Below are 19591 nucleotides of genomic sequence, written 5' to 3'. Positions count from 1 at the left end.
GTGTGACGCGCTGTGTTACAGCAGCGCGTCAAGCACCACCAAAAGACCCGCGCCACCAAAAGCCCCCAAGCCAGCGGCCAAAGCATACCATCGCTTGCGCGGACGCCGATCCACATGTGGCGGGTTCGTTTGCCGCATCAAAGCTTCTTCGACCAAACCGGGCAGGCGGGGGCCAAAGCGGGCCAACACCATCGCGGTGTTTGTCAGGTCGGTAATGACAGCACGAGGACCGATGGATTTGGTGATATAGCTGGTGACAATCGGGCTGGCGACTTCCCAGATGTTCATATGCGGGTTCAGCGACCGCGCCACTCCTTCCACAACCACCATTGTACGCTGAAGCAGGATCAGTTCAGTACGGGTCTCCATCCCGAAACGCTCTGTGACTTCAAAGAGATAGCTAAGCAGCCGCGCCATGGAAATGCGGGTGGCATCCATGCCGAAAATCGGCTCTCCTACAGCACGCAGGGCGCGGGCAAATTCATCCACGTCTTTGTCTGCAGGCACATAGCCCGCTTCAAAATGCACCTTGGCCACGCGTTTATAATCGCGCCGGATGAAGCCATAAAGAATCTCGGCATAAACCCGGCGGGTGTATTCGTCGATGTAGCCCATGATGCCGAAATCATAGGCGATGATATCGCCATTGGGCGCGACCTTGAGATTGCCCTGGTGCATATCGGCGTGAAAATAGCCATCGCGCAGGGCGTGGTTCAGAAAGAGTTGCAGCACCCGGTTGCTGAGGGCTACGCGGTCATGGCCCGCTGCATCAATCGCGGCATTGTCGCCCATCGACACACCATCTGCCCAGCCCAGCGTCATCACCCTACGCGAAGAATGGTTCCACTTGATTGCAGGCAGCTGGAACCCTTCGTCGTTTTTGGTGTTGGCGGCAAATTCGGATGCTGCAGCGCTTTCAAGCCGCAAGTCCAGTTCGCCACGCACAACGCCATCGAAGTGTTCAATAACATCCATCGGGCGCAAACGCCGCGCTCCAGGTGAAAAAATCTCGACCATGCGGGCGGCGAGATAAAAAGCATCCACGTCTTTGCGGAACGCCTTTTCGATACCGGGGCGCAGCACTTTGACCGCGACTTCCTCGCCACTGTCGACCAGTCGCGCTTTGTGGACCTGCGCGATGGAGGCGGCGGCAACGGGTTCACTGAATTCCGAGAATATCTCCTCGACCGGCATACCCAGCTCGCGCTGCACTTCGGCCTTGGCTTCCTCGATGCTGAAAGGTGGCAGTTTGTCCTGCAACACGCGCAGTTGTACGGCCAGTTCGTCACCCACGACATCTGGCCGGGTGGAAAGCACCTGACCAAATTTAATATACGCCGGCCCAAGCGCTGTCAGCGCACGGGTGGCAGGCGGCATCGTCGGATCACCGCGATAGCCCAGATATTTGAACGGCAGACCCAGCGCACGGGCGACAAAGCGCAGCGCCGGCGTCGCCTCGAAGGCATCCAGCACGACATTCATCGCGCCGGCGCGTTCCAGCGTGGCACCGGTGCGGATGAGCCGCCATATGTTGTGCGGCCCCCTCAAAGCTTCCAACCGGAATGCAGGGCGGCGATGCCCATGGTCAGGTTGCGGTACTTGGCCTGTTCAAATCCAGCCTCCCGCACCATACTCAGAAAGGTATCCTGATCGGGGAAATTGCGGATCGATTCGACCAGATACTGATAGCTGTCGCGATCGTTTGCGATCACCTGACCCATACGGGGGATCACGTTGAAACTGTAAAGGTCATAGGCCTTTTGCATCATCGGGTTGGGCAACTGGCTGAATTCCAGCACCATCAGGCGACCACCGGGGCGCAAGACGCGGTAGGCTTCGTTTAGCGCTTCCTGAGGACGGGTTACGTTCCGGATGCCAAAGCTGATGGTATAGACGTCAAAGGTATTGTCCTCGAACGGTAACGCCATCGCATCGCCGACGACCCAGTCCAGACTATCGTGCATCGCTGCCGCTTCGGCGCGTTTGCGCCCCTCGACCAGCATCCCCTCGGTCAAATCACAAACCGTTGCATGCCCCGATCCTGCACGTTTGAGAAACTTGAAGGACACATCGCCCGTGCCGCCCGCCACATCCAGCAGCTTTTGACCGGGCCGAGGCGCAAGCCAGTCCATCATCGCTTCTTTCCAGATACGGTGGATGCCCACGCTCATCACATCGTTCATGATGTCGTATTTGTTCGCCACATCGGAGAACAGGCTGCGGACCATGCCTGCCTTTTCGTCCTCGGGCACGGTTTGCGAACCGAAATGCGTGGTCTTGTCGTTCATGGCTGTCGTCCCGATATTGTCAAAGGTGAGATATAGCGCCAAAGCCTTAGATACAAACAGCCAATTGCCGCAGTCCTGAAAGCAGGAGACGTCATGCCAGAGTTACCCGAAGTTGAAACCGTGATGCGCGGGCTCACACCTGCGATGCAGGGTGCGACAATTGCGCAGGCCGACGTAAACCGGCCTGATCTGCGCTGGCCGTTCCCAGCACAGATGGCGGAACGGCTGACCGGCCAGCAGGTGATGCAACTGCGGCGGCGATCCAAGTATATTCTGGCTGATCTCGCGTCAGGGGAATCACTGCTGATTCATCTTGGAATGTCGGGCCGGATGCTGGTTTCCGGCGATCCGCTGGGTCAGTTTACGCATGATCATCCGGCAGCAGAAAAACATGACCATGTGGTGTTTCACATGGATAACGGGGCGCGGATCACCTTCAACGATCCCCGCCGCTTTGGCGCAATGGACCTGATGCAAACCGCCACAGCCGCGCAGCACAAACTGCTGGCACCGCTGGGGCCGGAGCCGCTTGGCAATGACTTTCACGAAGACCACCTAATCGCCGCTTTTGCAGGCCGCAACACGCCGGTAAAATCGGCTTTGCTGGATCAGCGTTTGATTGCAGGCCTTGGAAATATCTATGTCTGTGAAGCGCTTTACCGGGCCCGTATCCATCCCGCACGCAAAGCCGGACGTATTTCAAAAGGTCGCGTTGCAGCACTTGTGCCGATCATCCGCGATGTGCTGGCCGAGGCGATCGAGGCGGGCGGTTCGTCCCTACGCGACTTTCGCCAAGCAGATGGTGAGTTGGGATACTTCCAGCACAGCTTTGACGTCTATGGCCGCGAGGGAGAGCTATGTCGCACACCCGATTGCGGTCATGTCATAAGACGTATCGTACAGTCTGGCCGGTCGTCCTTCTATTGCAGTCAATGCCAAAGATAGCTTGAACCATGCTAAACCCGTGATATTCAAAGACGCCTGAGCAACAACAAAAGAGCTGCCCGATGGCTTACGAAACGATCACGCTGGATGTGGACGATCATGTGGCACTGGTCACGCTGAACCGTCCGGATGCGCTGAATGCGCTGAACGATGTTTTGATGCAAGAACTGGCCGATGCCCTGAAAGGGTGTCAGGAAAATGACAAAGTCCGCTGTATTGTGATCACCGGCTCGGAAAAAGCTTTTGCCGCCGGGGCCGATATTGCGATGATGAAGGACAAGACCTTCGTCGAAGCCTTCACCGGTGATCTCTTCACACCAGAGACCGATCAGATCATGCGCGTGCGCAAGCCGATCATCGCCGCCGTGTCCGGCTATGCGCTGGGCGGCGGGTGCGAATTGGCGATGATGTGCGATTTTATCATCTGTTCCGAAACCGCTAAATTTGGCCAGCCCGAGATCAATCTGGGCGTGGTTGCGGGCATTGGCGGCACCCAGCGTCTGACGCGTCTGGTGGGTAAGTCCAAAGCGATGGACATGAACCTGACAGGCCGTTTCATGGACGCCGAAGAGGCAGAGCGGTCGGGCTTGGTTTCCCGTGTCGTACCCGTGAAAAAGCTGATGGAAGAAACCATGAGCGCTGCACAAAAGATCGCGGAAAAGTCGATGGTTTCTGTGATGGTCGTCAAGGAAGCCGTGAACCGCGCCTACGAGATGCCGTTGCGCGAAGGTTTGTTGTTCGAGCGCCGCATGTTCCATTCGCTGTTCGCGACTGAGGACCAGAATGAAGGCATGAATGCCTTCTTGGAAAAGCGCGAGGCGCAGTTCCGAGATAAGTGAGGGCATTGCAGCAAGCCGGATGTGGGGTCGGGATTTGCCTGCGCTCCACCTGTGTCTCTAATGGGTCCACATGACTTCGCTGCAACTGTCAAATTCGGTGAAAGAGGACGGGCCCTTAACGCCAAGTCCGCCAAGCCAGAAAACCCACGATAACAATCGCGATTGTGAATATGATCCATGTTTCTTGGGACATGAGCTTCTCCTTTTCCATCTTGACCTAGGTCAGATGCATCCACGCACAAAGGCATAGGCAGAATCTGACCGATCCAAAGTGCTGTCTATGCTCTAGATCCTGGCCTCCGGACGCTGCTCAGCTTCACGCACGCCATGCTCTGGCAACCCGTTCCCAATCCACCACCTTTACAACCCAACCCAAACCCCGCTATAGGCCCATCATACATGCGCGTGCAGCCCGCTTTGGCTAGAATCACCTTTCCCCGCCGGGGAGCCGTTTCAAGCGGTCAAGGTTTGGCGTAACGCGCCGAAATTTTGAATGAACCGAAGGTAGATCAGCATGGCCAATACACCACAAGCAAAGAAGCGCGCACGTCAGAACGAGAAGCGTTTCCAGATTAACAAAGCCCGTCGTTCGCGCATCCGCACCTATCTGCGTAAAGTCGAAGAAGCCATCGACTCCGGTGTTAAAGATGATGCAGTTGCGGCGCTGAAAGCAGCACAGCCAGAACTGATGCGCGGCGTCACCAAAGGTGTGTTTCATAAAAACACCGCCTCGCGGAAAATGTCGCGTTTGTCGGCACGGGTCAAAGCACTGGCTTGATCCAACCCTTTTGCCATATGGCGAATCGGCTAATAGATTGAAAAAGAAGGCGTCAGTTTCTGGCGCCTTTTTTTGTGGATAATCATCGGGTCACGAACCCGAGAGATTCTTTTTCACAATAACAGAGTCAAGATTGAAGATGTGTTGAAGCGAACCCGTTCTGCTTGGTACCTACATGTCAGCGAGTCGCATCGCTGGGGGGACAGGCTTTGGGAAACGGACGCATTGTGCGGTGTCATCCGAAGAACCAGGGTCCATCATAAGCCCGATTAACGGGCGTGGTGAACTGCATATCGTGCTGCCGCACGTTTGCCCTGTCACATTACGACATGACGGAAAGACCGTCTGACAAACAGGTGCCAAAAGGGCGCCACAAAGTGTTGGGAAGTCTTTCCAAGACCGTCCACAGGACGCCTTCGGTTTCAGTGTTGGGACCGGATCGGTGGCCTGCGGTCAATTGAAATACGCCGGACTGGGCCGGTGAAGAATGGGATGCAAAGGCAGTTATGACGCAAGATCAATGGGCAGACATCAGGCAACGGCTTCTGAAGACAGTGGGTCAGAACAACTACACAACATGGATCGACCCTATCGTACCTGGTGCAGTCAAAGACGGGATCGCGACACTGCATGTCCCCACCAACTTTTTTGGCAATTATGTCAGCCAGAATTATTCTGATCTGATCCTCCACGAGATGAAGGCCGAAGGGCTGGAAGCCTCCCGTTTGAACTACATGCTGCAGACCCAGAGCGTGGAGCCCAAAGCCCCAGCCACACGCCAAACTGCTGCCGCAACAAAACCTGCCCGTGCCGATCTAAGCAGCACTGCGCCGCTGGATCAGCGCTTCACCTTTGACAACTTCGTCGTCGGTAAACCCAATGAGCTGGCCCATGCCGCCGCCCGTCGCGTCGCCGAAGGTGGTCCGGTCACTTTCAATCCCCTGTTTCTGTACGGCGGCGTAGGGTTGGGCAAGACCCACCTGATGCACGCCATCGCCCGCGAATTGGCCGAACGCAAACCCGAGATGAACGTGCTCTATCTGTCAGCCGAACAATTCATGTACCGCTTTGTCCAAGCGCTGCGTGAGCGCAAGATGATGGACTTCAAAGAGCTGTTCCGCTCGGTCGACGTTCTGATGGTGGATGATGTGCAGTTCATCGCCGGCAAGGACAGCACACAGGAAGAATTCTTTCACACGTTCAATGCGCTGGTCGACCAGAACAAACAGATCATCATTTCGGCCGACCGCGCACCCACCGACATCAAGGATCTGGAAGAGCGTGTCCAGTCGCGGCTGCAATGTGGTCTGGTCGTAGATCTGCACCCGACCGATTATGAATTGCGCCTCGGCATTCTGCAAAGCAAGCTTGAGATGCAGCAAAAGACCTATCCCGGTCTGGAGGTGCAGGACAACGTGCTGGAATTCCTTGCCCATCGCATCACCTCGAATGTGCGTGTGCTTGAAGGTGCGCTGACCCGGCTCTTTGCCTTTGCCTCACTGGTCGGGCGCGAGATCGACATGGACCTGACACAGGATTGTCTGGCCGATGTGCTGCGCTCGTCCGAGCGCAAGATCACTGTTGAAGAAATCCAGCGCAAAGTTAGCGAGCACTACAACATCCGTCTGAGCGACATGATCGGCCCCAAGCGACTGCGCAGCTATGCGCGGCCCCGGCAGGTGGCGATGTACCTCAGCAAGCAACTGACCACGCGGTCCCTGCCCGAAATCGGTCGGCGCTTTGGCGGGCGCGACCATACCACCGTCATGCATGGTGTGCGGCGTATAGAAGAGCTTAAGCAATCGGACAGCCAGATTGCCGAAGACGTCGAACTGCTGGGGCGTGCACTCAAATCCTGAGCGGCACGGCATCACCCACCGACAGACCCTTAAACCCTCTCTTGCAATCACCCCCGCAAAGCACCAAAAGTCTTGTGCAAGCGGGGGAACCGGGTAGTCTGCCTTTCCCGGCAGTCCATTGGGAGAAGGCACATGAAATTCAGCATCGAACGGGCAGCGCTTTTGAAAGCGGTCAATCAGGCCCAATCCGTGGTGGAGCGCCGCAACACCATACCGATCCTCGCTAACGTCTTGATCGAGGCCGAGGGGAGCGATGTCTCCTTCCGCGCCACTGATCTGGACATCGAAGTGGTCGACAAGGTCGGCGCCCAGGTCGAACGCGCGGGTGCTACGACCGTATCAGCCACCCTGCTGCATGAAATCGTACGCAAACTGCCGGATGGCGCGCTGATCGCTTTGACCGCAGACACCGCGGCGGGCCGCATGACAGTTGAAGCAGGGCGCTCCAACTTCTCGCTCGCCACCCTCCCGCGAGAAGATTTCCCGGTGATGGCAAGCTCTGAATATGCGTCTAACTTTTCGGCCCCGGCCCCTGTACTGCGCCGGTTGTTCGACAAGTCCAAATTCGCCATCTCGACCGAGGAGACCCGCTATTATCTGAATGGCGTCTACATGCACATTGCTGATGCGGAGGGCGGCAAGGTGCTGCGTTGTGTGGCCACAGACGGGCACCGTCTGGCCCGCATTGATGCGGATATGCCATCGGGTGCTGCCGAGATGCCCGGCGTGATCGTACCACGCAAGACCGTGGGCGAATTGCGCAAGCTGTTGGACAATGATGAAGTCGAGATCGCCGTTTCTGTCTCCGAGACCAAAGTGCGTTTCGCCACACCCGAGATTACCCTGACCTCTAAAGTGATTGACGGCACCTTCCCTGATTACACACGCGTCATTCCACAGGGCAACACCCGCAAGATGGAAGTCGACGCTGCCGATTTTGCTCAGGCTGTGGACCGTGTGGCGACTGTCAGTTCCGAACGCTCCCGCGCGGTAAAGCTGCAACTGGATGAAGACCGCCTGATCCTGTCCGTCAACGCGCCCGACAGCGGTGCCGCCGAAGAAGAGCTTGCCGTGGCCTATAGCGATGAGCGCTTGGAGATCGGGTTCAACGCGAAATACCTGCTGGAGATCGCAAGCCAAGTGGACCGCGAGAACGCGGTATTTATGTTCAACTCCTCGGGTGATCCGACACTGATGCGCGAAGGCAATGATATGTCAGCGGTCTATGTTGTGATGCCAATGCGTGTGTGACGGGTGCGGAAACTTTAAAAGTTTCCGACCGTTTTCTTTAAAAGAAAACGAGGCCGTCGATGGGTAGCCTGACGCTTTCGCACCTTACGCTGTCTCACTTCCGCTCGCATAAGCGTGCCGTGATCGATTGTGACGCGCGGCCGGTCGCCATCTTCGGCCCTAATGGGGCGGGCAAGACCAATATCTTGGAAGCCGTCTCATTGCTGTCCCCCGGTCGCGGACTCCGCCGGTCAAGCGCGCAGGATATGACCCGCAGACCGGAGGCACTGGGTTGGAAAATCACCGGCCTGCTGAACGCGCCGCATCAGACCCATGAGCTTGAGATATGGTCAGAAGGAGGTGCCGCGCGCCAAACCCGCATTGACGGCAAGGCTGCACCGCAGACAGCGCTTGGGCGGCTGGCCCGAGTACTGTGGCTGATCCCTGCGATGGACAGGCTTTGGATCGAAGGGGCCGAAGGGCGACGGCGATTTCTGGACCGCATGACACTCAGCTTTCTGCCGGAACATGCGGAACACGCACTGTCTTATGAAAAAGCAATGCGCGAACGTAACCGTCTGCTGAAGGATATGGTACGCGAACCGTCTTGGTACACCGCGCTTGAGATGCGGATGGCCGAATCCGGTGCCGCGATACACGCCGGGCGCGTTCATGCGCTGGCTGCGATTGCTGCCGCACAGGGACAGGCCGAAACCGCTTTCCCAACCGCAGACCTGACCCTTGAGTGCGATATGCCGTCTTCACCGCAGGACTTGCAGGAAGCGCTGGCCGAAAACCGCATGCGCGACCTTGCCGCCGGGCGCACGTTGATCGGGCCGCACCGCGCAGACCTCTATGGTGTCTATGCGGCGAAGGATGTACCCGCCCGTGATTGCTCTACCGGAGAGCAGAAGGCGCTTTTGGTGTCGCTGATCCTTGCCAACGCCCGCGCCCTTGCGGCCGAGCTTGGTGCGCCACCGGTTTTGCTGCTGGATGAGGTCGCCGCGCATCTGGATGCCAATCGGCAAGCGGCGCTTTATGACGAGATTTGCAGCCTGGGTGCACAGGCCTGGATGACCGGCACCGGACCCGAAATGTTCGCCGCTTTGGGCGACCGCGCACAGCGATTGGAGGTGACGGAAAGCCAGGGAACCTCGACTGTCAGGCAAGTCGATCCACCCTCGGCCTGACACCACAAAATCTTGTGCCATCTGCGTGACAAACCCCTCAAAAACCACTATAAATGCGGCAACAAACAAAGGTTTTTCCGCATGTCCGAGCAAAACAAGACGCCAGAAGAATATGGCGCTGATTCTATCAAGGTTCTCAAAGGCTTAGAAGCGGTGCGCAAGCGCCCTGGCATGTACATCGGTGACACCGACGATGGCTCTGGTTTGCACCATATGGTCTATGAGGTCGTGGACAACGGAATTGACGAGGCTCTGGCCGGTCACGCTGATGCGGTGAACGTCACAATTCACGAAGACAGCTCCGTTTCAGTCAGCGATAACGGGCGCGGCATTCCCGTAGGTATTCACGAAGGCGAGGGCGTTTCCGCCGCCGAAGTCATCATGACCCAGCTGCACGCCGGCGGTAAATTCGACAGCAATTCCTACAAAGTGTCCGGTGGTTTGCACGGCGTGGGTGTGTCTGTTGTGAACGCCCTGTCCGATTGGCTGGAACTGCGCATCTGGCGCGAGGGCAAGGAGCATGTGGCACGGTTTGAGGGCGGCTTTACCACCGAACACCTCAGCGTGGTTGGCCCGACCGACCGCACCGGCACCGAAGTCCGCTTTATGGCGGCGACCAGCACATTTTCAAACCTCGAATATTCGTTCGAGACGCTGGAAAAGCGCCTGCGCGAATTGGCCTTCCTGAACTCCGGTGTACGGATCATCCTGACCGATGAACGACCCGCCGAACCGCTTAAGGCGGATCTGTTCTATGAAGGTGGCGTTAAGGAATTCGTCAAATACCTCGACCGGAACAAATCCTCCGTCATGCCAGAGCCGATTTTCATTACCGGCGAGAAAGACGACATCGGCGTCGAGGTCGCGATGTGGTGGAACGACAGCTATCACGAGAACGTCCTGCCCTTTACCAACAACATCCCGCAGCGCGATGGCGGCACGCATATGGCGGGCTTTCGCGGGGCGCTGACGCGGACGATCAACAACTATGCGCAGTCTTCTGGCATCGCCAAAAAGGAAAAGGTCACCTTCACCGGCGATGATGCCCGCGAGGGACTAACCTGTGTGCTGTCGGTCAAAGTGCCAGACCCCAAGTTCAGCTCGCAGACGAAGGACAAGCTGGTCAGCTCGGAAGTGCGTCCGGCGGTCGAGGGGCTGGTCAACGAAAAGCTGGCCGAGTGGTTCGAGGAGAACCCCAACGAGGCCCGTATCGTCGTCGGCAAGATTATTGAAGCCGCCCATGCGCGAGAGGCCGCCCGTAAAGCGCGGGACCTGACGCGCCGCAAGACAGCGATGGATGTGAATTTCCTTGCTGGCAAGCTTAAGGATTGTTCCGAAAAAGACCCGTCAAAAACTGAAGTCTTCCTTGTCGAGGGTGACAGCGCCGGGGGCTCTGCCCAGACAGGGCGCGACCGCCAGACACAGGCCATCTTGCCGCTTAAGGGTAAGATCCTGAACGTGGAACGTGCGCGGTTCGACCGGATGCTGGGCAGCCAGGAGATCGGCAATCTGGTGATGGCTTTGGGCACCGGTATTGGGCGGGATGAATTCAACATCGACAAGCTGCGCTATCATAAGATCGTCATCATGACGGACGCGGACGTCGACGGGGCGCATATTCGCACCTTGTTGCTGACTTTCTTCTATCGCCAGATGCCGCAACTGATTGAAAACGGGCACCTTTATATCGCCCAACCGCCGCTTTACAAAGTGTCGCGCGGCAAATCCGAGGTCTATCTCAAGGATCAGGCCGCGATGGAAGAATATCTGGTTACGCAGGGCATTGATGGTGCCATGCTGCGTCAGGGCAATGGAGAAGAAATCAGCGGTCAGGATCTGGCCCGCGTGGTCGAACTGGCCCGCCAGATGCGCCGCGTCCTCGATGCCTTCCCAACCCACTATCCGCGCCATATTCTCGAACAGGCTGCCATCGCCGGTGCCTTTGTGCCCGGTGCTGTGGAGAGTGACCTGCAAGGGGTGGCCGACAAGGTTGCCAAGCGGCTTGACCTGATTGCGCTTGAATACGAACGCGGCTGGCAGGGTCGGATCACGCAGGACCACGGGATCAAACTGGCCCGTATCCTGCGCGGCGTCGAAGAAGTACGCACGCTGGATGGCAAGATGCTGCGCTCGGGCGAGGCACGGAAATCCGGCACGTTCACAGAGCATTTGCAGGACGTCTATGACCTTCCCGCGACACTGGTACGCAAAGACCGCGTGCAGGAAATCAAAGGGCCGATGGACCTGCTGGATGCGATCCTTGCCGAAGGCGAAAAGGGCCTATCGCTGCAGCGCTACAAAGGTTTGGGTGAAATGAACCCGGATCAGCTTTGGGAAACGACGCTGGACCCTGACGCCCGCACGTTGTTGCAGGTCAAGGTCGAGGATATGGCCGAAGCCGATGACCTCTTTACCAAGCTGATGGGCGATGTGGTGGAGCCGCGGCGCGAATTCATCCAACAGAACGCGCTCAGTGTTGAAAACCTCGACTTCTAACAAAGTGTAGGTGAGCGCATATTTTTTTGCGGCGCGCATATTTTTTGCGCGGCGATACCACGACGCAATAAGACTTCTTCATAAATTCAACCGCTAAAACAGAGCTGTGTTCGAAACGGTTACTATAGGATGGTTGGCTCGTTCGGTGACCGACCACCTGCATCTTCTCAGAAGTGCACCCTGTTGTGCCCTCTGGAAGCCCCATTGCCCATCAAACTCGTTCGCAGTGGGCAGTTCAGCTCGGAAAGCAAAGAATTTATACGAGCCATCACACAACTATGGGCAGCACGAGAGGGAGATCCGTCACGGTTCGGACATCAGACCAAACGCGAAGGTCAGAATATAATTGGAGCCAGAAGGCCAAAGGTGGACTTTCAGCAGCGCCATGCGGGCGCCGCACCGTTATGCTCTAAAGGATTGGCGCCCAAGGATGGGAACAATATCAGCGAGGCTGAAACACTGCTTCCAGCTGGTGCCGAACGTATTCGTTTTGAGAAGCAACTTCCTTCGCAAGCTTTTGAAGTGATTGTATAAAACTATCGTTTGGCTCGAACTGCTTCGACCGATCTTGTGGAACTTGGACCTCTGAAGTTGCTGCCTGCATGTCGTTCTCCCTGGTTTCGTTCACAATGAATCACTCACTGAATCGGATCAAGTTCTAATCGACCGGCACACCGACGAGGTCAACGGCTATCTAACGACAATGGGCCAACTGTTTCCTGTTCGGCAGAGCCGCGCTCACAGAATTCTCCTGATAGCTACTCATGTGCCCCACATTTGGTTCCTTCTTTTCCCAACGCGTCGCAGTTCGACAAACTAAGGTTGACCCCTTATTCAACTGCACGCATCTTCGTTGAAAATTCCAAACGGTTCTTAGTGAGATATTCGATGAGCTCCAGCACTGTTTACGACGACGTTAAGCACCCCGAACTGGTTATCGGGTTGGTCGGCCCGATCGGCGTGGATATGGACAACGTGCAAGAGGCGCTTTTCAACGCTTTGAAACACGTAAATTACGATTCACATTTGGTTCATATAACAAAACTGATTGATCGGTATAGGAAGGAAAGCGAGAACGGGAAGCTATACAGTGATCTCAAGGAGAAGATTTCTGAGGCAAACACCTTCTGCAAGACGGCAAATAATGGAGCTGCATTAGCCGGATTGGCAATTAAGGAAATTTCAGAATATCGCCGTAGCAAGCAAAAGGTTGCCTCAGGGGGTGATGAGGACAGCGTGGTTCCAGCCATCCCTAAGCAAGCCTACATCATAAGGCAACTAAAGAGGCGCGACGAAGTGGAGTTACTGCGGACGCTGTATGGGGATAAATTTATTCAGGTATCCGTTTTTTTAGAAAAGGAATCCAGAATTCGAAACCTGGAAACCAGAATTGGAGCTGCTCGGCCGGACTTAAAACATCATCGATGTCAGAAAGAAGCTATCGAACTCATAGACATTGACGAGTTCGAAGAAGGGCAAGACTTCGGACAGCAGGTGGGGGATATCTTTCATCTCGGCGACTACTTTGTCGACGGCGGCGATAAGGCGCAGCTTGCATCCAAGACAATACACTTCGTCCGGGCGCTCTTCGGAGACAATGCGAAATCTCCGGATTGCGACGAGTTCGGAGCGTTTATGGCGTCGTCCGCATCTTTGAGATCAGTTGATTTGTCTCGACAGGTAGGGGCGGCTATCACCACCCCCCAGGGGGACATCATATCTGTAGGATGTAACGAGGTTCCGAAGGCTGGCGGCGGAAACTACTGGTTTACCGATCCAGACAAAGCCCGTGACATTGAGCGGGGCAACGAACAGAACAGTATTGAAAAGAAGCGTATAATTGTAGATTTCCTCACCCAGTTGCAGCGTGAAGGAGTGGTCGAAAGCTCGCTCGATCTGACAGCCACTGAAGTTCTTGAGAAGCTATCGAGCGCTGCTGAGAACGCATTGATTTCGGACATAACTGAGTATGGGAGAATGACCCATGCTGAGATGACAGCCATCTGCGATGCGGCCAGGCTGGGACGATCCCTTCAAGATGCAACAATCTATGTAACTACTTTTCCATGCCACAATTGTGCCAAACACATTGTAGCGTCTGGTATAAAGAGAGTGGTTTTTATTGAGCCCTATCCCAAAAGCAAGGCGTCGAGCTCTCACTTTGATTCGATATCAATAGATGGGGCCGAAAAGGGGCGAGTTAAGTTCCAACATTTTGAAGGGATCTCACCAAAACGGTATGCCGAAATATTCAGGAAGGGAAAAAGGAAGAGAAATGGCGCTGTCGTGGACTGGTTCTTTGGAGAGCCTCGCCCGATGCTGGCGCAAAGAGATAATCTTCATGTTGCTCGTGAGCCGAACGCGATCCTCTCCACTCTCGGGCAATTTATGCAACAATTGGTCGTGGATGAAACTACCGACAGCGACTAAAGTATTTGGGGGTGTTCGCATAGGAGGTTGGCGCGTATCGCTATATAAAAAATGGCCAACATTCTTCCGTGAACGACATGGAGACACCCTCTGCTACACCACGACTTTCGACGTCTCTTGGATGAACTCGGCGATCTGAACCCATGCTCAGATCGAGCATGCCCAGGTAGTGATCATGGATCTTCGACAAAAAACATAGGCGATCTCCGAGATCGAAGCGCGCGCAACCCACGAGAAACCGTGCCCGTCCTGCGGTGTCGAATACAGACAGAAGTAGGGACGAAAGCGCACCGGCATTCAACGCTACTGGTGTCAGGGATGCGGGCTGCGCACCTTAACCCTGCAATACGCATCTGGGAAGTGTTCAACCGTGCTGCCTTTTCCTTCTTACGCTACCGCTTCAGCGGGGGGCTGCTGCCCGGTAACTCCTTGAGATCAATGTTGGTTGCGAGTTGGGCCCAGCCATCTGCGGCGTCTTACACAAATGACTGGTTTGGACCGGAACAGTCCATAGCCTTCGTCGCAGTAGGTGCCCGGTTCTGGCTAACCAGCATGGGACGTTCGACCCAGTGCGCAAAGTCATTCCGCCGCATCGCGAGTAGACGTGGCTCGCATTTTCGTTCGCGACGATTTGTCTGTTCGGCGCACGGCAGGACAATCCTCGCCTCGGCCGCGAATACCATGGCTCAGGTCAGTTCAAGGAAGTTGAGAATCTGATAGGCGAAGTTCGTGGACGAAAGGGGCCTGCAATTCAGAGCAAAGAGTTGTGGTTTGTAATGGGATGAATATTCTCCCGGGTATGCGAATTTTGCACGCCTCCGATCTTCACCTCGATTCTCCGCTCCGTTCGGTGGCGCTTCGTGATCCCATTCTCGGAGAACGATTGCGCACGGCGTCGCGGGACGTGCTGCGGCAGATCGTCGATATCGCAATCGAGAAAGAGGTCGATGCGCTGGTATTGGCAGGGGACGTTTTCGACAGTGGCGTGCCTGATGTCGCTGCGAGGACGGTGCTGACGGTAGCGTTATCGCGACTGGGTGCTGCTGGCATTCCGGCGATCCTGATCCGCGGCAACCACGACGGGCTGCTCGATCATGGGCGATACGGCCCACTCGGGGATAATGTGATGCTCCTCGATCATAACCGGCCCACGGTTGACGTGGGCGGCGTGAGCTACCACGGCCTGTCGCATGGCGGCCAGCCCGAGACGCGGAGCTTCCTGCCCCGATATCCGACGCCAGTGCCCGGTCGGATAAACGTCGGAGTGATGCACTGCTCGCCGGACGGGACGAGCGGGCACGATCCCTACGCACCCTGCTCGGTCTCCGAGTTGCTCGGCCATGGCTACGACTACTGGGCGCTGGGGCACATCCACAAGCGACAGGAGTGGCGCGGCCATGGCGTGCTCGCGGTCATGGCAGGCATTCCCCAGGGTCGGCACATCCGCGAGGCGGAAGGTGGTTCGGTCACGCTTGTCGAAATCGACGGTCACGGAGCGCGAGCTGAGGCGATCCCCGTCGAACTGGTGGCATTCCGCGAGATCGAGGTGCCCATGCCTGGGGAAGAGGCGCTGGAGGCCCAGGCGGACCGGGTGCGCGAAGCATTGGCCGCCGCCCGCGCCGGCGATGGCCCGTCGGTGCTGAGGGTCACGCTATCGGGGCCCGGTGCGCAGGTCTACTCGGCGCGTTCCGGTGAGGCGGCGCGCTTCCTCAAGGTGCTGGCCGAGGACGTGGAGGGTCTGCATCTCGATCGCGTGCTCATTAAGCCCGGACAGGCGCCCGCCGCGCCCGCTCTCGTTGGTGATCTCGCAGCGACGATGCGGGAGGAGGCGCTGAGCCCCGGCTTCAGGAATGAGGCGGAGCGGATGCTGACGGACCTCCGGGACGTTATGCCGGCAGAGCTGCGCGAGGTGCTTGACCCCGGAGAGCTGGATGACCTGATAGAGGAAGGCCTGGCGGCCGTCGCGGCGCGCCTGGCACTCGCGGAGGGAACATGAGGCTGCGCCGGCTCGACCTCGCGCGCTACGGCCGCTTCGAGGACATTTCTCTGGATTTCGGGGCCGCGGGCGAGAGGACGGACGTCACGATCGTCTTCGGACCCAACGAGGCCGGCAAGAGCACCGCCTTTGCCGCTTGGCTCGACCTGCTCTACGGGTTCCAGAGGCAAGGCCACCCGTATGCCTTTCGCTTCGAGCGTAAGGACCTGCTCGTCGGGGCCGAGCTCGAGACGGCGGAAGGGCCGCTCGTGCTGCAACGCACTGCACGAAATACCGGCTCCCTAACAGATGACTTTGGACGCGAGATGACCGAGCACCGCCTGGCGGCATTGCTCCATGGGCTCGACAGGGACGCCTACCGAACCCGCTTTTCGCTGGACGATGCCGTGTTGCGGTCCGGCGGCGAGGAGATCGCCGCCGCGAAGGGCGATCTCGGCCGCCTCCTCCATGCCGGCACCAGCGGGATTTCCGGCTTGTCGCGCGCGCTGGACGAGATCAGCGAGGATGTCGAGCACTTCTACAAGAAGGGGGGCAGCGCGCAGGTGCTTCCGATCGCGAAACGCCGGCTGAAGGAACTGGAGACGGAGATGCGCGATCGGCGGCTCTCGCCGACACGCTTTGACGAACTCCGCGCCGAAGCGACGGCCCGAGAGGCGGCCGTGCAAGATGCGCGCGAGGCCGTGGCCGAGTCGCGCCGAGCGATCGCCTACGCCGAGGCGGCAGCGCGGCGGCGGGACCTTCGTGCGGGTCAGGCGGATCTGGCAGAAGCCCTGGCGAGCTATCCCGCCGGTCCCGACCTGGCGCAGGGTGCCGCGCATGAGGTGGTACGCGTCGCCGCGGAAGCGCGAGAGGCCGCAGAACGAGAACGCCGCGCCACGGAGGATCGTGCCGAAGCGTCCAGACTGCTGTCGGAGGAGCTGATGCCCGATCCGGAAGGGCTCGATCTCAGCCCGTTGCTCGACGATCTGGATGGACTGCGGTTCGACGACCAGCCGCTGCTGTTGCGCGTTGCGGGGGCCGAGGCGGATCTGGAGAAGCGGCGCGCAGAGCGCGATCGACTCGCGACAGCGTCTGACGCGTTGGCGGGACGGTTGGGCGGCCCGGAGGTGGCGGCAGAAGACACGCGCCTCGCTCCGGAAACGCTCGACCTCTTGGCGTCGCAGCTTCAGGAGGTGAGGGAGGCGGAGCACGATCTGCGCGGCGCTCAGGAGGCACTGGCCGACGCGGCGGATGGGCAGGGCGATGCGCCGCCCGCCCCACAGGGAGAAGCGGCGCTGGCCGAGGCGTGGGAACGCCTGGGCGCCGAGGCCCCCGATGTGGAGGCGCTTCGCGAAAACGCGGCAGAGGCCGTCTCGGCAACCGGGATGGCCGCGGCGGACCTTCCCGAAGGCTGGAAGACAGATTTGGCGCCGGAGGGCCTTCCGACCGAGGAGGAGGTCTCGGCGACGGTGCAAGCGGCGGCGCGAACTGGCGATGCGCAGGCAGTTGCCGAGGAACTGCGCGACGATGCGATTGCCGCGCGCGGGGCAGCCGAAGCGCGCCACGCTGCCGCAGCGGCCAACCCTGCGGCAATGGACATCGCGGACATCCAGCGCAGGAGGTGTGCGAGGGAACAGGCATGGTCCACGCACCGCGCGGCCCTCGACGTGGAAACGGCCGAGACATTCGAGGCCGCAATGCGCGCCGACGACGAGGCCACGGCAGCTCACGCGGAGGGGGCCGAGGCGCGCGCCTTGCTGTTGCGTCGGTCCGAGGAGCTTGAAACGGCCCGCGCCGAGGAAGTCGTCGCCGGGCGTTCCGCCGCGGCGGCACGGGAAAAGAGCGAGGCCGTGAGTGACCGGCTTGCAGCGCTCGCGCCGCGTCTTTTGCTCGACCCAAGCACCCCGCCGGAGGCGTTTCTGCCGCGCCGCCGAGCGTTGGCGCTCGCGCTGGATGCGGCAGAACAGCAGCGCGCCGCCACTGCGGCACTCGGGCGAGCAGAGGAGCGAAGGGCAGACCTGGAACGCAAGGTGAGAAAGGCTCTGGCGGCGAGCAGTGCGTCTCTAAACGACATGCCCCTTGGCGTCGCCGCGAAGGCGCGACTGTCGGAGCTGCGCGAGGCCGGGACGGCCCTCGCGCGCTGGCAGACCAAAGAGGAACAGAGAGCCGAATTGGACCGGAAGGTGAAGCGTGCGCAGGAGCGGCTCGCGGCGCGCAAGGAGGCTCTCGCCGAGGTGACAGCAGGAACCTGGGCCGCGCGGATGTCCCCGGTCGCCCTGCGCGAGGCCCTGCCGGTGGCCGCCGAGCTCGCGAATACCCTGGATCAGGTGCGCGAACTGGATCACCGGATCGGGCGTATGGAGCAGGCGTTGGAAACCTTCGAGGCGGTCGCACCGCGCATTCGCGAGGTAGTCGGGCCTGCCGTCACCGCCGAGGCACTGGTGCGGGCGGCACACCAGCGCCGGACCCAGGCGGAGCGCATTGAGGCGGAGATCGTCGTCGCCACCAAGCAGCGTGACGACGCTGCCACTGCGGTAGAAGACACACGCTCGGCGCAAGATCTGGCGGCAAGGCGCATATCGGAATTACTGGCCGGTCAGGAAATGCCCGGCGACGTGCCGCCCGACCAACTTGTCACCAGGCTCGAGGAGCGGGACGGCCTGCGTCGCGAGCGACAACGCGCGGAGGCGGAGAACTCCGAGACCGGACGGGGCCTCGATGCGGTGAGGCTCGACGAAGAAGAGGCGATCCTCGATCCTGCTCGACGTGCCGGACTCGCTGACGACCTGACGCGCGCCGAAGGTGCGAGCGCTACCGCGGACCGAGAAGCCGGCGCCGCGCAGCAGAAGCTTGCCTCGGCTCTGATGGCCGGCGGCGGGGCGGAGGCCGATCAAGAGCGGGCCGCGATCCTGGAAGACCTGACCGGCGGCGCACGAGAGGCAATAATGCGCGCGATCGGCGCGGCAGCTGCGCGGACCGCTTTGCGACGTCTCGGTGAAAGCCGCCGGGGCCCGATGCTGGCCGACACCGAGGCTGCGTTCCGCAGACTAACCGGCGGCGTCTGGTCTCGGCTCGACACATGGGTGCGGGGGCAGGACGAAAGGCTTGTCGGGATTTCTGAGGGACGTTCGGTGCCGGCCGACGGGATGTCGACAGGAACGCGCGCACAACTCTATCTCGCGCTGCGGATCGCGGGCCACGCGGCCTTCGTGCGCGACGCTGGGCCGCTGCCATTCGTCACGGACGACATCCTCGAGAGCTTCGACGATCAGCGCGCCGCCGCCGCCCTTGATCTGACGGCAGAGTTGGGCAGCCGCGGACAGGCCATCCTGTTCACCCATCACGCTCATCTGGTGGAGATGGCGCGAGCCAGGATCAGCGGTGTGCGAGTGATTGAGTTGCCCGGCCGGGATGTCGTAGCGGCCTGACCCGATTAGGACCTCTTGGGATTGCGGCTCACCTGCCCTGCTGCGCGCACACTTCATGCCGACGATGAGATATGGACCTGTCGCGGTTTGGTGCCGCTCCTTTGATAGCATAATGGGCAGCAAAGGAGACGAA

General features: G+C 59.0%; 13 protein-coding genes. 11 read left to right on the top strand and 2 right to left on the bottom strand.

The window, feature by feature from the left end; genetic code table 11:
- Nucleotides 1-15: 15 nt before the first annotated feature.
- Nucleotides 16-1548, bottom strand: a complete 1533-nt coding sequence (ubiB, locus tag Z945_RS0109830) for a 2-polyprenylphenol 6-hydroxylase (RefSeq protein WP_025051935.1) — start codon at nucleotides 1546-1548, stop codon at nucleotides 16-18.
- On the bottom strand, nucleotides 1545-2288 hold the full coding sequence (ubiE, locus tag Z945_RS0109825) for a bifunctional demethylmenaquinone methyltransferase/2-methoxy-6-polyprenyl-1,4-benzoquinol methylase UbiE (RefSeq protein WP_037970931.1): 744 nt from the start codon (nucleotides 2286-2288) through the stop codon (nucleotides 1545-1547). Before ubiE ends, ubiB begins: the two co-directional genes overlap by 4 nt.
- A 93-nt stretch (nucleotides 2289-2381) precedes the next feature.
- On the opposite strand from ubiE, the gene mutM reads away from it, so the two are divergent.
- The 11 genes from mutM (at nucleotide 2382) to Z945_RS0109765 (ending at nucleotide 19458) form a co-directional block, all read left to right on the top strand.
- Nucleotides 2382-3233: a bifunctional DNA-formamidopyrimidine glycosylase/DNA-(apurinic or apyrimidinic site) lyase gene (gene mutM / locus Z945_RS0109820; RefSeq protein WP_025051933.1), complete on the top strand. Its 852-nt coding sequence runs from the start codon at nucleotides 2382-2384 to the stop codon at nucleotides 3231-3233.
- A gap of 62 nt (nucleotides 3234-3295) precedes the next feature.
- Nucleotides 3296-4072 (top strand): enoyl-CoA hydratase, encoded by a 777-nt coding sequence (locus tag Z945_RS0109815; protein ID WP_025051932.1) that lies wholly within the window; start codon nucleotides 3296-3298, stop codon nucleotides 4070-4072.
- 514 nt (nucleotides 4073-4586) lie between these two features.
- A complete protein-coding gene (rpsT, locus tag Z945_RS0109810; protein ID WP_025051931.1) occupies nucleotides 4587-4850 on the top strand; it encodes a 30S ribosomal protein S20 in 264 nt (87 codons plus the stop codon).
- Nucleotides 4851-5356: 506 nt separating this feature from the next.
- Nucleotides 5357-6709, top strand: a complete 1353-nt coding sequence (dnaA, locus tag Z945_RS0109805; protein ID WP_025051930.1) for a chromosomal replication initiator protein DnaA — start codon at nucleotides 5357-5359, stop codon at nucleotides 6707-6709.
- Between the two features lie 132 nt (nucleotides 6710-6841).
- Nucleotides 6842-7960, top strand: a complete 1119-nt coding sequence (gene dnaN, locus Z945_RS0109800) for a DNA polymerase III subunit beta (protein WP_025051929.1) — start codon at nucleotides 6842-6844, stop codon at nucleotides 7958-7960.
- Between the two features lie 59 nt (nucleotides 7961-8019).
- The gene (gene recF, locus Z945_RS0109795) at nucleotides 8020-9129 is read left to right on the top strand and encodes a DNA replication/repair protein RecF (RefSeq protein WP_025051928.1); all 1110 of its coding nucleotides are present in this window, start codon (nucleotides 8020-8022) and stop codon (nucleotides 9127-9129) included.
- Between the two features lie 81 nt (nucleotides 9130-9210).
- Entirely contained in the window at nucleotides 9211-11625 is a 2415-nt protein-coding gene (gene gyrB, locus Z945_RS0109790) for a DNA topoisomerase (ATP-hydrolyzing) subunit B (RefSeq protein ID WP_025051927.1), read from the top strand.
- A gap of 204 nt (nucleotides 11626-11829) precedes the next feature.
- A complete protein-coding gene (locus Z945_RS20480) occupies nucleotides 11830-12159 on the top strand; it encodes a hypothetical protein (protein ID WP_152541099.1) in 330 nt (109 codons plus the stop codon).
- 354 nt (nucleotides 12160-12513) lie between these two features.
- Nucleotides 12514-14055, top strand: coding sequence for an anti-phage dCTP deaminase (locus Z945_RS0109775; protein ID WP_025051926.1), 1542 nt, complete (start codon nucleotides 12514-12516; stop codon nucleotides 14053-14055).
- Between the two features lie 781 nt (nucleotides 14056-14836).
- Nucleotides 14837-16051 carry a metallophosphoesterase family protein gene (locus Z945_RS20080; RefSeq protein WP_025051925.1) on the top strand — a complete coding sequence of 405 codons (1215 nt, stop codon included), beginning with the start codon at nucleotides 14837-14839 and terminating at the stop codon, nucleotides 16049-16051.
- Nucleotides 16048-19458 (top strand): AAA family ATPase, encoded by a 3411-nt coding sequence (locus Z945_RS0109765; protein ID WP_025051924.1) that lies wholly within the window; start codon nucleotides 16048-16050, stop codon nucleotides 19456-19458. Before Z945_RS20080 ends, Z945_RS0109765 begins: the two co-directional genes overlap by 4 nt.
- Nucleotides 19459-19591: the final 133 nt, after the last annotated feature.

This window comes from Sulfitobacter noctilucae, assembly GCF_000622365.1.
In the GTDB taxonomy this organism is placed as follows: Bacteria; Pseudomonadota; Alphaproteobacteria; order Rhodobacterales; family Rhodobacteraceae; genus Sulfitobacter; species Sulfitobacter noctilucae.
The sequence above is the reverse complement of the archived record's forward strand: the minus strand, read 5'-3'. Positions and strand labels throughout refer to the sequence as shown.